Raw genomic sequence first — 11,867 nt, 5'->3', positions numbered from 1 at the left:
GAACCAATCCGAGAGGGCGATGTGATCTCCCTCGGGCTCGTCTTAGAAAGGCGATTTTTATTTCCCTTAAAAATCGTTTTACTTTGACTTTACCTTGAGATCCTCTCGCCTATGTTTGCTGATGATGCAAGGAAGTGATAAAATAAGAAAATAATAAAATCCGAAAATAAGAATATTATAATCAGAAAGCAGGAAACTTATGGAAAAAGCAATGGAAAGAAGGGATTCCATGCCTCGAAGAAGTGTACGCTTGCGCGGGAAAAATCAAGTCACGATTCCTTCGGATTTGGTTGAACAGCTCGATTTAAGTGAAGGAGAACAATTAGAAGTTGCTGTAGAAAATGGACGGATTATCTTAATCCCAGTGATGACGATTGAAAAAGATCAAGCGTGGTTTTGGTCTGACGAATGGCAAGAAGAGGAGAAAATGGCTTAATAGTGATGATTCTGAAGAATGGGCGAATGAGGATAAATAAATGGAACTTATTTGCGAAACTGCGGTCATCATGATAAGACACTGAAACATCCCTAGCATTGTAAAGTGCCAGAATAAGCTGTAAAACCGCCAGATTCTGCCCACGATCCGCCAGATTATCACGCCAAACCGCCAGAATCCAGCGCCAAACCGCCAGAATCCAGCGCGAATCCGCCAGATTAAGCACAGAATCCGCCAGATTCCATCCCCCCCCCCCCACAAAAAAAGACCGCCCCGCCCGGGCGATCCCCTCCGCTCCACTCCTCTATTCCAGCTCCAAATGCTCGCGCAACTCCTGCGACGCTTCCGCGACCTCGCCATCATCGATCAGCTCGTAATAGATGCCGTCGATCCGCGTGCCTTCGCCGCTCAACGTCATTTGCTCGATATCGTGGCGGCTCGACTCGTATCCGATCATATCGGTGATGTCGTCCCATTCGGCGTTGGTTTCCACGTTCGAGCCGACTGAATCCAGAATCGAGCCGACGCGCGTCACAGAGGATAATTGCGCGCCTTCGGCCAGCACACCTTCGATCACTTCGCGCTGACGGTCATTGCGGCCGGCGTCCCCGCGCGGATCGTCATCGCGCATGCGCACGAAAGAAAGCGCATCCTCGCCGTCCAGTTCAAGATCTCCCTCGGAGAACTGTGTGCCGCCCTGCTCGAATGCCATTTCGTTCGACACGGTGACGCCGCCGACGGCGTCGACCATTTCTTCGAAGCCGTCCATGTTAATCGTCGCAACATAATCAATGGGCACATCCAGAAAGTTCTCGACCGTATTGATCGCCATCTCTGCCCCGCCAAACGCGTAGGCGTGGTTGATTTTGTCTTCTCCGTCGCGGCCGACGATGTCCACGAGCGTGTCCCGGGGGATGCTCAGCATTTTCATCGATTCGTCTTCCGGGTTGACGGTCATGACGATGATCGTGTCCGTCCGCCCGGACGTTTCATCTTCGGCATCAACCCCTAGCAATAAAAAAGACAGCGGTTCTTCCTCCTCGACATTGACGCCTTCAGGGCGCAACTCCGAGAACTCGCGCTCGATCGGTGAGTGCATTTCATCTGCGGTTGACGTGACGGAAAAATAAAGATAGAGGGCAAAGCCGCCGGCCGCGAGAATAAGCACGGAAGCGGCGATGCCCAGGATGATGAGGGCTTTTTTCATGATATGTAACTCCTTGCGTGAATGGTCAATTATTTTAATGATAGCATGATTATCAACTTTTTGGTAGCATTATATTTTATTCTACGTTATTATGATAAATGGACCAGAACTGTACTAGGAGGAACCCATGGAAGAGACGATAAGTTTGAAAGAAATCCTGGAAACGTTGAAAAAAAGATGGCGAATGATCGCGCTCATCACCGCGGGGGCGGTTATTTTAAGTGCCTTCATCAGTTTTTTTATCATGACGCCTCAATATGAAGCTTCTGCGAGCTTGCTCGTCAATCAGGGGCAGGAACAGCAAGAAGATACCATCGAAGTCGGGGATATCGACACGAATGTGGAACTCATCAATACATACAGCGTCATCATCTCGAGCCCGGCAATCCTGGACCTTGTCATTGAACAAACGGGCGTCGACCGCACGTATTCAGAGCTGGAAAGTCAAGTGGACGTAAATCCGGAAGGGGAGTCGCAAGTCGTTTCCGTTGCAGTGACGGATCCGGATCCAAGAACGGCCATGACCCTTGCCGACTCGATTGCCGGTGTTTTCCAAAGTGAAGTCGATGACATCATGAACATCGATAATGTCAGTATCCTCACGAGTGCCACGGATGGGGAAGCGATGTCCCCGGTATCGCCGCAACCGGCCTTGAATATGGCAATCGCTTTCGTCGTCGGCTTGATGGCGTCCGTCGGGCTGGCATTCCTGCTCGAATTCCTCGATAACACCATCAAGGACGAGGATGACGTGGAAAAAGAGCTGGGCCTCATCGCGCTCGGGTCCATCCCGGAAATGACACCGGCCGATGGCAGAAATACTCAATCCGCCATCCAGGGGAGGTCTTACAATGTTCAAAAAACAACCGAGACAAATTAGCAAACGACGCTCCCTGATCACGCGGGAAAATCCCATGTCCCCGATCTCGGAACAGTTTCGCACGATCCGCACGAACATCCAATATGCCGCCATCGACCAGGACATGCAAGTGATCATGACGACGTCGTCAGGACCGGCCGAAGGCAAAACGACCATTAACGCCAATCTCGCCGAAACGGTCGGCCAACAGGAAGAAAAAGTATTACTCGTCGATGCCGACATGCGCAAGCCATCCGTACACTACATGTTTTACCTTGCGAATCACACCGGCTTAAGCAATATCATCACGAAGCAACGAGACTTCGCGGACGTCGTTCAGTCCACGAGCAATGAAGCGCTCGACGTCCTCACGTGCGGCCCGATCCCGCCCAATCCATCCGAACTGCTGGGATCGCAAACGATGAAACATTTTATCAATGAAGCACGCGCCCTCTACGACTATATCATCATCGACACCCCGCCGGTCCTCGCCGTCACCGACGCGCAAATTGTCGCCGGCATAAGCGATGGCGTCATCCTCGTCGTGGACAGCGGCCATACGGAAAAAGAAGACGCGCGTAAAGCGACGGAACTCCTCAAGCAATCGAACGCGAAAATGCTCGGCGCCGTCCTCAATCGCCAAGAACGCAAAACGAGCAATTATATGTACTATTATGGTGGGTAAACTTGTATTTATCTGTTGAAATTTACTAGGACTATGTTAATATTGTATAGAAAAGGTTGGAGACACAATGATCGATATACATAGTCATATCTTACCCGGCGTTGATGACGGAGCCCCTCACATGCAGGAAAGCCTGGCGATGGCAAGACAAGCCGTCGACCAAGGCATCACCCACATCATCGCCACACCACACCATCGCAACGGTCATTTTGATAATGAAAAAAAAGACATTATCACACACACACAAGCCTTAAACGACGCCATCGTCGATGAACGCTTGCCCCTAATGGTCCACCCCGGACAGGAAACACGCGTGTACGGTGAGATGATCGACGGTTTCCGGACAGGGGAGCTGTGCACCCTCGCGGACGGTGGACGCTATTTATTCGTGGAATTGCCGAGCGATCACGTCCCCCGCTATACGGGACGTCTCCTCTATCATCTTTTACAGGAAGAAGTGATTCCTGTTATCGTACACCCGGAACGCAACATCCAAATCTTAAAGGATGCCTCGTGGCTGTACGAAATGGTCAAAAGCGGCGTCGCCACACAAGTCACCGCGGCCAGTATCACCGGCGATTTCGGCAAGACGATACGGAAATTCTCCCAGCAATTAATCGAACACAACCTGGCGCACTTTGTCGCCTCCGACACGCATACGACGAGTAAACGGCCCAATCGTCTGCGGGGAGCTTACGAAGTGATGGAAAAGAAATACGGAACGGAAACCGTGTTATTTTACCAGGAAAACGCGGAATTCCTGCTGAATCATCAATATCCGATGATGGACGAGCCGCAACGCATTAAGAAAAAGAAAGCCTTTGGCTTATTCAGTCGCTAGAAGCACCGGAAATACTGAGGAGATGAGCGTATGAGGTACAGCGTTCGAATGCTCGTCGTCATGAGCATTGACAGTTTGATTGTGTTAAGCGCGATTTTTATCGGAGCATATTTGTTGTATGACGTATCCGGGTTATGGGATAATCTCTTAGTGGTCACGGCCATCGTACTCGTCATCACCCACCACATCTTCGCTTACATATTCAAATTATATAAAGGCGCTTGGCAGTACGCGAGTACAAATGAACTTTTGCGTATTTTTTATGCCGTCACCTTAACGATTTTGGTAGCCGCAGCCGTGCAGCTGCTCTTTTTTGATGTGCTGTATGCGCGGGCGCTGACGGTCACGTGGATGTTACATATATTATTGATCGGCGGCACGCGCTTCGCGTGGCGATTGTTTCGGGATCACTACATGAGACCGAAGAAAGGGCTGAAACGCACGCTGATTATCGGCGCAGGTGCGGGCGGAACGTTGGTTGCGCGCCAATTGAAAGGCAGTCCGGAAGCGGAACTTCGCCCCGTGGCCTACGTCGATGATGATCCGACGAAACAGCATTTGGAAATCTTGAATGTGCCCGTAGCCGGGGAAATTGGAGATATCCAACACGTCGTGGAAAAGTATCGCATCGAACACATCGTCATCGCCATCCCGTCCATGAAACGGGAAGAATTGCAACACATTCACGAGCAATGCATGGAGACGAATATAAAGCCGCAAATCATGCCGATGCTGGAAGACCTCATCAACGGCAAACTGGAAGTCTCGCAAATCCGCGACGTACAAGTGGAAGACCTCCTCGGCCGCGATCCCGTCGAACTGGACACCGAAGGCATCGCCGACACGATCACCGGCAAAGTCGTCCTCGTCACCGGCGCCGGCGGCTCCATTGGCTCGGAACTTTGTCGCCAGTTGTGCAAGTTCGATCCATCGGAAATGATCCTCCTCGGACACGGCGAGAACAGCATATATAGTATCTTTATGGAATTGAAAAACACGTACACACACATCACCTTCGACACCGAAATCGCCGACATCCAGGGCAAGGAACGCATGCAGGACATCATGAAAAAATACCGCCCCGACGTCGTCTACCATGCCGCCGCCCACAAACACGTACCGCTCATGGAAAAGAACCCGCAGGAAGCGGTACAAAACAACGTCATCGGCACCCGCAACGTCGCCGAAGCCGCAGACACCACTGGCGTGAACACCTTCGTCATGATCTCGAGTGATAAAGCCGTTAATCCGACGAGTGTTATGGGGGCTACGAAACGGATTGCGGAGATGGTCGTTCAGCATTTGAATCGGACGAGCGCCACCCGTTTCGTTGCCGTGCGCTTTGGGAACGTTTTGGGAAGTCGCGGCAGTGTGATTCCGCTGTTCAAGAGGCAAATCGAAGGCGGTGGACCGGTAACGGTGACGCACCCGGAGATGACACGGTACTTTATGACGATACCGGAAGCATCAAGGCTCGTGATACAGGCAGGGGCATTGGCGGCCGACGGTGGTGAGATCTTCGTGCTTGATATGGGCGAGCCGGTGAAGATTGTGGATCTGGCGCGGAACTTGATACGCTTCTCTGGATTTGGTGAGGGAGATATTGGCATTGAGTACACAGGCATGCGGCCCGGGGAGAAGATGTATGAGGAATTGTTGAAGGACGAGGAGATTGAACGGGAACAGGTTTATCCGAAGATTCATATAGGGCGGACTGTAAATGTTAATCTAAACTATCTCAACTATTTGTTGAAGGATTTCCACTCTATTCCCGTAGAGGGGTTGAAGCATGAATTATTAAATTTAGCTAGCTTTAAACCCGAGCAAGAAATCTCATTGTCTGAAGCTAGATAATAGGATTTAAATGTAAAATATGAAACTATCAAAAGTAAAAAAGGTTGGTTGGCATTTAAATGAAAATCTTAGTCACCGGTGCAGCTGGATTCATTGGTATGCACTTTTCAAAAAGATTATTAGAGGATGGGTTTAATGTTGTCGGATTGGACAACCTCAATGATTATTATCAACCACAACTAAAATATGACCGTATCGATGTATTAAAGCATTATAAAGGTTTTAGGTTTGTGGAGGGTGATTTGGCTAATCGTGAATTTCTCGAGATGTTATTCCAAGAAGATTCATTTACACATGTTGTCAATCTTGCTGCCCAAGCTGGTGTTCGTTACAGCCTGGAAAATCCCCAAGCTTATGTAGATGCTAACCTTGTAGGCTTCACCAACATTCTAGAGGCTTGTCGGCATCATGAAATTGAACATTTAATCTATGCATCTTCAAGTTCTGTATATGGCGCAAACGAAAAGATGCCTTTTTCAACTTCTGATGAAGTCAACCATCCAGTAAGTTTATACGCAGCCACAAAAAAAGCCAATGAGTTACTCGCCCATTCTTATAGTCATCTGTATCATATACCAACGACAGGCTTACGCTTTTTCACTGTATATGGACCATGGGGAAGACCGGACATGGCCTATTATTCTTTTACTAAGAATATAATGGAAGGGAATCCGATAAAGGTTTTCAACAATGGCGAGATGATGCGTGACTTTACATACATTGATGACATTGTTGAAGGAATGATTCGCTTAGTTGATTACAAGCCGGAAGGAAATCCTGATTTTGATAAACTTAATCCCGATCCAAGTGAAAGCTATGCCCCTTATAGAGTCTATAACATCGGCAACAACCAACCGGTGAAACTCATGGATTTTATCCGTACGATTGAAAAGCATGTAGGAAGAGAAGCACAGCTAGAGTTTCTGCCGATGCAGCCCGGGGATGTGGAAGCAACATATGCAGATATTGAAAGCTTGCAGCTAGCTACCGGGTTTAGTCCGAGCACAACCATTGATGAAGGTATCGGGACGTTTGTAGAATGGTATAAGAGATATTACGCCAATTTAGAATCAAACAGAGAGTCAATGCAATACATTTAGGATCGGCACAGGTGTCTGCTTAAGGAGGCTGATACTTTGCCTTGTTTCTATTTATCATGGTTAGTGGTTTAACAGTTAATTGAACATATGACTAGTTTTGCGATCAAGAACCAATTAAGTCCTAACCCTCTAACCGTCAGGGAGCATTATAATATGTATTTAAAAGCAAAACGGATCATCGATATAATCCTTTCAATTATTGGGTTGATTGTGCTCTCGCCCTTGATATTGATATTAGTGATTGGGATTAAGTTGGATTCTAAGGGACCGGTTTTATTCAAGCAAAAACGTGTTGGCATTAACAAGACACACTTCAATCTATTAAAATTCCGTACCATGAGAATTGATACGCCAAAAGATACCCCCACGCATTTATTGAAAGATCCAGATCAATACATAACCCGAATGGGCAAGTTCCTGAGAAAAACATCTCTCGATGAACTACCGCAGATACTAAACATTCTTGGGGGCACAATGAGCATTGTTGGACCACGGCCGGCTTTATGGAATCAATATGACTTAATTGCTGAAAGGGACCGATACGGGGCTAATGATGTTTTGCCGGGCTTAACTGGGTGGGCGCAGATCAAAGGGCGTGATGAACTCCCGATTGATGTGAAAGCGGGGTTGGATGGTGAATACGTGGAAAACATCGGTTTCAAGTTCGATGTTAGATGTTTCTTTGGGACGTTCATTAGTGTCGTTAAAAGTGATGGTGTAGTAGAAGGCGGTACAGGGACACAAGACAAGGAAGAGGCAACGAGGGAGAAGGAGAATACATCAAAGTGAAACGAGTATTGATCACAGGTGTGAACAGTTATGTCGGTAACAGCCTTGAAACGTGGCTGAGCAAAGATCCAGATAACTATTCAGTTGATAAGATCAGTCTGAGAGATCATAGTTGGAAAGACCAAGACTTCTCTAACTACGATACGGTTATCCATGTTGCTGGCATCGCCCATGTTTCTAAAGATCCCAAAATGGAAGAAAAATATTACCAGATCAATCGCGACTTAACAATTGAGGCCGCCAAAAAAGCGAAAACAGAAAACGTTCAGCAGTTTGTTTTTATGAGCAGCATTATTGTTTACGGGAATGCTGTCGGCGAAGATGGCGTAATAGATGAAGGCACGGTTCCTCAGCCAAGTGACTTTTATGGTAACAGCAAGCTGCAAGCAGAAAAAGGTATTGAATCTTTAAGCGATGAAACGTTTAAAGTTGCCATTGTTAGGCCGCCATTGATATATGGCAATGGATCAAAGGGCAATTATCCGAAACTAGCAAAAGCAGCTCAAAAACTACCGATCTTTCCAGACTTTGATAACAAGCGCAGTATGATTCATATCGATAACCTTTGTGAGTTTCTGAGACTCATGATAGATAATGAGGAAAAAGGTTTGTTTTTCCCTCAGAATAAAGAATATGTTAAGACCAGTGACATCGTCAAAACCATTTCGGAAGTCCATGGAAAGAATATGAAACTCGTTAAACTGTTTAACCCAATTTTGAAGTTAATGCAACAGAGGGTTGGTATTGTAAATAAGGTGTTTGGGAATTTGGTTTATGATAAAAATCTAAGTCGATATAAAGAAAAATATCAAGTTAGGAACTTCAGAAAATCGATCGAACTTACTGAAAGCGGGAATAATGTTGTCGTCAAAAAAAGTACTTATACTGGTAAATCATGATGTTGTCATATATAATTTCAGACTCGAATTAGTTGAACGTTTACTATGGGAGGAATACGAAGTATATATATCTTCACCATATGGCGAAAGAATCGATGATTTGGTCGAAATAGGGTGTCACCATATCGAGGCAGATGTTAATAGACATGGGTTGAACTTATTCCAGGAATGGAAGCTTTTGAGATATTATAAAAAGATAATGAAAGAAACAGCTCCGGATATTGTGCTAACCTATACTATCAAACCAAATATATATGGCGGGATTGCGGCTAAAAGCTTAAACATCCCTTATATTGCCAACATTACTGGCCTTGGAACTGCTATGGAAAATGGTGGATTAGTCCAAAAAGTCTCTATAGCCCTATATAAAATATCTTTTAAAAACCTTTCAAAAGTCTTTTTCCAGAATAAAGAAAATCAACAATTTTTTATTGATCATAATATAGCTGTAGGAAAACATCAACAAGTCCCGGGTTCAGGAGTGAATCTAAATCATTTCTCTTTATTAGATTACCCTGAAAGTTCGACAGTAGAATTCATTTTTATTTCAAGAATCATGAAGGAAAAAGGCATTGATCAATACTTAGAAGCTGCTGAATATATTAGGGAAAAATACCCTTATACTCGTTTTCATATTCTGGGTTTTTGTGAAGAAGATTATTATAAAACATTAGAAAAGTTACATGACAATGACATTATTCAGTATCATGGGATGCAACGAGATATAAGAAAATTTCTGTTTAAAACACATTGTACGATTCATCCAACTTATTATCCAGAAGGTATGTCCAATGTTTTATTGGAAAGTGCTGCGAGCGGCCGTCCTATTATTACAACTAACCGAAGTGGATGCAGAGAAATCGTTGATAATGGTATGAATGGATTCATTGTTAAACAGCAAAATAGCCAGGATCTTATTGATAAAATTGAAATGTTTTTAAAGCATTCCCATGAAGTAAAAGAAAAAATGGGATTGGCCGGACGAAAAAAAGTAGAACGAGAGTTTGATAGGAAGATTGTAGTTGATGCATATATGAATCAAATAAAAAAGGAAACTGGTTGGTAAATATGGACTATAAGAAGTTACTACCTAATCAAGAATTCAGGATCAAGGTATTAGGCTTACTGGATTTTTTACCCGATAAACTGATGATAAAATTACAATATTTGATTAAGACAGGAAAAAGACTAAATTTAAAAAAACCGAAACGATTTACTGAAAAGTTACAGTGGTATAAATTATATTATAGAGACCCGTTGATGACGCAATGCGCAGATAAGTACAGTGTACGGGAGTACGTAGCGTCTAAAGGGTTTAGGGAGATATTAGTTCCACTTCATGGTGTATATAGCCAATTGAAAGATATTAACTTTAATTTACTTCCAAATAAATTTGTTTTTAAAACTAACAATGGCAGTCGTACAAATTTATTATGTAAAAATAAAGAAGATCTTGACATACATTCTACAAAAAAAACACTTCATTCATGGCTATCTAATCGTACTGTAAAAGCGGGAAGAGAATGGCCTTACTATAATATAGAACCGAAAATTATATGTGAGGAATATATTGAAACAGGTTCAAGTAGTGATTTAGTGGATTATAAGTTCGTCTGTTTCTCCGGACAGGTATCGTATATCTTTGTTAATTCGGAAAGGGATTCAACTGAGGGGTTAGTATTTAGTATATATGATAGGGACTTTCAAAAGGTCCCATATAAACGTAAAGGATTACGCAATACAGATATAAATTTTACCAAACCAGTCAATTATGAAAAAATGGTAGAAATTGCAGAGAAACTATCTGAGGATTTCCCGCATGTAAGAGTTGATTTATACAATGTCGATGGGAAAATTTATTTCGGAGAGATGACATTTTTTCATGGAAGTGGATATATAGAGTTTGAACCTGATCATTTTGATTTTCTTTTAGGAGCACAATTTCATCTGAAAAAAATGGTATTTTAAAGAGGTATATTATGCAAGTATTATTCTGTCACGATGGCCCACTAAAAGTAGATGTAAGTGGTAATTATTACGGAACAGCACATAATGATAAAACATTTAAAAGATATTACGGAATAGCTGACAAGGTTGCTGTATTGATGCGTTTAAATAGAATTAAAAAAGAGGAATCAATAAAAAATCTTTCACAGATCAGTCTGTCTCCTTTTAAAGTATATGAACTCCCCAATACAAGCAATGTCAAAGGAATAGTCGCTAAAAGAAGAAAAGCTAAAAGTATCGTTAAAAATGCAGTAATAGAATCTGACTACGTGGTAGCTAGATTACCAAGTATGGCTGGATTTATGGCAATTAATTATGCGAAAAAGTACAACAAACCATATTTGACTGAAGTAGTTGCCTGCCCATGGGATGCCTATTGGAATCACAGTCTTAAAGGGAAAATAGTTGCACCATTTATGTACTTGGCAACAAAAAAACTTGCTAGAGGTTCTAACTATGTAATTTACGTAACAAATCAATTTTTACAAAGAAGATACCCAACAAAAGGAAAAAGTGTTAACTGCTCTAACGTTGCTTTAACTAAATTTGATGATAATATCTTAAAAAAAAGATTAGATAAGATAAAAAATACCACCAAAGGTCACAAAATTATAATTGGTACTACCGCAGCTGTTAATGTAAGATATAAAGGTCAGCAATACGTAATAAATGCACTGGGTGATCTAAAGAAACAAGGTTATACAAATTTTGAATATCAACTCGTTGGTACAGGGGATCAGTCATTTTTAAAGTCAGAAGCTCAGAAATGTGACGTAATTAACCAGATAAAATTTTTAGGCCCGATGGTTCATAATGAGGTCTTTGATTGGTTAGAAACCATTGATATTTATGCTCAGCCAAGTCGTCAGGAAGGGTTACCCCGTGCTTTAATCGAAGCTATGAGTCGAGGTTTACCAGCATTTGGCGCAAATACAGCTGGTATTCCTGAGTTATTAGAGAGGGAATTTGTTTTTAGTAATAACAAAAATAACATAAAACAAATATGTTCGATTTTACTTAAATTTGATGAAGAAAAATTGCTATCTCAGGCTAAAAGAAACTTCGAAGAATCAATGAACTATGATAGTGATATTATCGATAAACGAAGGAATGAGTTCTTTAAAGATTTTGCAGGAAAATAGCAGAAAACAGTTATCCAATTGACTTGTATATCTATGTACAGGGGGTGT

12 protein-coding genes are annotated in these 11,867 nt (G+C 43.4%); 11 read left to right on the top strand and 1 reads right to left on the bottom strand.

Annotated features, from left to right (window positions below; translation table 11 throughout):
* Positions 1–199: 199 nt before the first annotated feature.
* Complete coding sequence (locus tag BLS58_RS02580; RefSeq protein WP_090396010.1) at positions 200–436, top strand: AbrB/MazE/SpoVT family DNA-binding domain-containing protein; 237 nt, start codon at positions 200–202, stop codon at positions 434–436.
* A 304-nt stretch (positions 437–740) separates the two neighbouring features.
* Here the strand turns inward: BLS58_RS02580 and BLS58_RS02575 are convergent, their stop codons facing one another.
* On the bottom strand, positions 741–1,643 hold the full coding sequence (locus BLS58_RS02575; RefSeq protein ID WP_090396009.1) for an LCP family glycopolymer transferase: 903 nt from the start codon (positions 1,641–1,643) through the stop codon (positions 741–743).
* Between the two features lie 127 nt (positions 1,644–1,770).
* Between BLS58_RS02575 and BLS58_RS02570 the strand changes: the two genes are divergently transcribed.
* From BLS58_RS02570 to BLS58_RS02525, 10 genes are all read left to right on the top strand, one after another.
* The gene (locus tag BLS58_RS02570) at positions 1,771–2,523 is read left to right on the top strand and encodes a YveK family protein (RefSeq protein ID WP_090396008.1); all 753 of its coding nucleotides are present in this window, start codon (positions 1,771–1,773) and stop codon (positions 2,521–2,523) included.
* Complete coding sequence (locus tag BLS58_RS02565) at positions 2,495–3,187, top strand: CpsD/CapB family tyrosine-protein kinase (RefSeq protein WP_090396007.1); 693 nt, start codon at positions 2,495–2,497, stop codon at positions 3,185–3,187. Before BLS58_RS02570 ends, BLS58_RS02565 begins: the two co-directional genes overlap by 29 nt.
* Before the next feature lie 67 nt (positions 3,188–3,254).
* Positions 3,255–4,028, top strand: coding sequence for a tyrosine-protein phosphatase (locus tag BLS58_RS02560; protein ID WP_090396006.1), 774 nt, complete (start codon positions 3,255–3,257; stop codon positions 4,026–4,028).
* Between the two features lie 30 nt (positions 4,029–4,058).
* Entirely contained in the window at positions 4,059–5,882 is a 1,824-nt protein-coding gene (locus BLS58_RS02555) for a polysaccharide biosynthesis protein (RefSeq protein WP_090396005.1), read from the top strand.
* A 59-nt stretch (positions 5,883–5,941) separates the two neighbouring features.
* Positions 5,942–6,982, top strand: a complete 1,041-nt coding sequence (locus BLS58_RS02550; RefSeq protein WP_090396004.1) for an NAD-dependent epimerase — start codon at positions 5,942–5,944, stop codon at positions 6,980–6,982.
* 153 nt (positions 6,983–7,135) lie between these two features.
* On the top strand, positions 7,136–7,771 hold the full coding sequence (locus BLS58_RS02545) for a sugar transferase (RefSeq protein WP_090396003.1): 636 nt from the start codon (positions 7,136–7,138) through the stop codon (positions 7,769–7,771).
* Positions 7,768–8,670, top strand: coding sequence for an NAD-dependent epimerase/dehydratase family protein (locus BLS58_RS02540; protein WP_090396002.1), 903 nt, complete (start codon positions 7,768–7,770; stop codon positions 8,668–8,670). Before BLS58_RS02545 ends, BLS58_RS02540 begins: the two co-directional genes overlap by 4 nt.
* Positions 8,630–9,736: a glycosyltransferase family 4 protein gene (locus BLS58_RS02535; RefSeq protein WP_090396001.1), complete on the top strand. Its 1,107-nt coding sequence runs from the start codon at positions 8,630–8,632 to the stop codon at positions 9,734–9,736. Before BLS58_RS02540 ends, BLS58_RS02535 begins: the two co-directional genes overlap by 41 nt.
* Positions 9,737–9,738: 2 nt before the next feature.
* A complete protein-coding gene (locus tag BLS58_RS02530) occupies positions 9,739–10,638 on the top strand; it encodes an ATP-grasp fold amidoligase family protein (RefSeq protein WP_090396000.1) in 900 nt (299 codons plus the stop codon).
* An 11-nt stretch (positions 10,639–10,649) separates the two neighbouring features.
* Positions 10,650–11,819 carry a glycosyltransferase family 4 protein gene (locus tag BLS58_RS02525; protein WP_090395999.1) on the top strand — a complete coding sequence of 390 codons (1,170 nt, stop codon included), beginning with the start codon at positions 10,650–10,652 and terminating at the stop codon, positions 11,817–11,819.
* Positions 11,820–11,867: the final 48 nt, after the last annotated feature.

This window comes from Natribacillus halophilus (assembly GCF_900100185.1).
Classification (GTDB): domain Bacteria; phylum Bacillota; class Bacilli; order Bacillales; family Marinococcaceae; genus Natribacillus; species Natribacillus halophilus.
This window is presented reverse-complemented; position numbering and strand designations above follow the sequence as displayed.

What these genes read in the sequence shown, in the direction of transcription:
- BLS58_RS02580 (WP_090396010.1), top strand. Translation starts at nt 200, where the DNA reads ATGGAAAAAGCAATGGAAAGAAGGGATTCCATGCCTCGAAGAAGTGTA.
- BLS58_RS02575 (WP_090396009.1), bottom strand. Translation starts at nt 1,643, where the DNA reads ATGAAAAAAGCCCTCATCATCCTGGGCATCGCCGCTTCCGTGCTTATT.
- BLS58_RS02570 (WP_090396008.1), top strand. Translation starts at nt 1,771, where the DNA reads ATGGAAGAGACGATAAGTTTGAAAGAAATCCTGGAAACGTTGAAAAAA.
- BLS58_RS02565 (WP_090396007.1), top strand. Translation starts at nt 2,495, where the DNA reads ATGTTCAAAAAACAACCGAGACAAATTAGCAAACGACGCTCCCTGATC.
- BLS58_RS02560 (WP_090396006.1), top strand. Translation starts at nt 3,255, where the DNA reads ATGATCGATATACATAGTCATATCTTACCCGGCGTTGATGACGGAGCC.
- BLS58_RS02555 (WP_090396005.1), top strand. Translation starts at nt 4,059, where the DNA reads ATGAGGTACAGCGTTCGAATGCTCGTCGTCATGAGCATTGACAGTTTG.
- BLS58_RS02550 (WP_090396004.1), top strand. Translation starts at nt 5,942, where the DNA reads ATGAAAATCTTAGTCACCGGTGCAGCTGGATTCATTGGTATGCACTTT.
- BLS58_RS02545 (WP_090396003.1), top strand. Translation starts at nt 7,136, where the DNA reads ATGTATTTAAAAGCAAAACGGATCATCGATATAATCCTTTCAATTATT.
- BLS58_RS02535 (WP_090396001.1), top strand. Translation starts at nt 8,630, where the DNA reads ATGTTGTCGTCAAAAAAAGTACTTATACTGGTAAATCATGATGTTGTC.
- BLS58_RS02530 (WP_090396000.1), top strand. Translation starts at nt 9,739, where the DNA reads ATGGACTATAAGAAGTTACTACCTAATCAAGAATTCAGGATCAAGGTA.
- BLS58_RS02525 (WP_090395999.1), top strand. Translation starts at nt 10,650, where the DNA reads ATGCAAGTATTATTCTGTCACGATGGCCCACTAAAAGTAGATGTAAGT.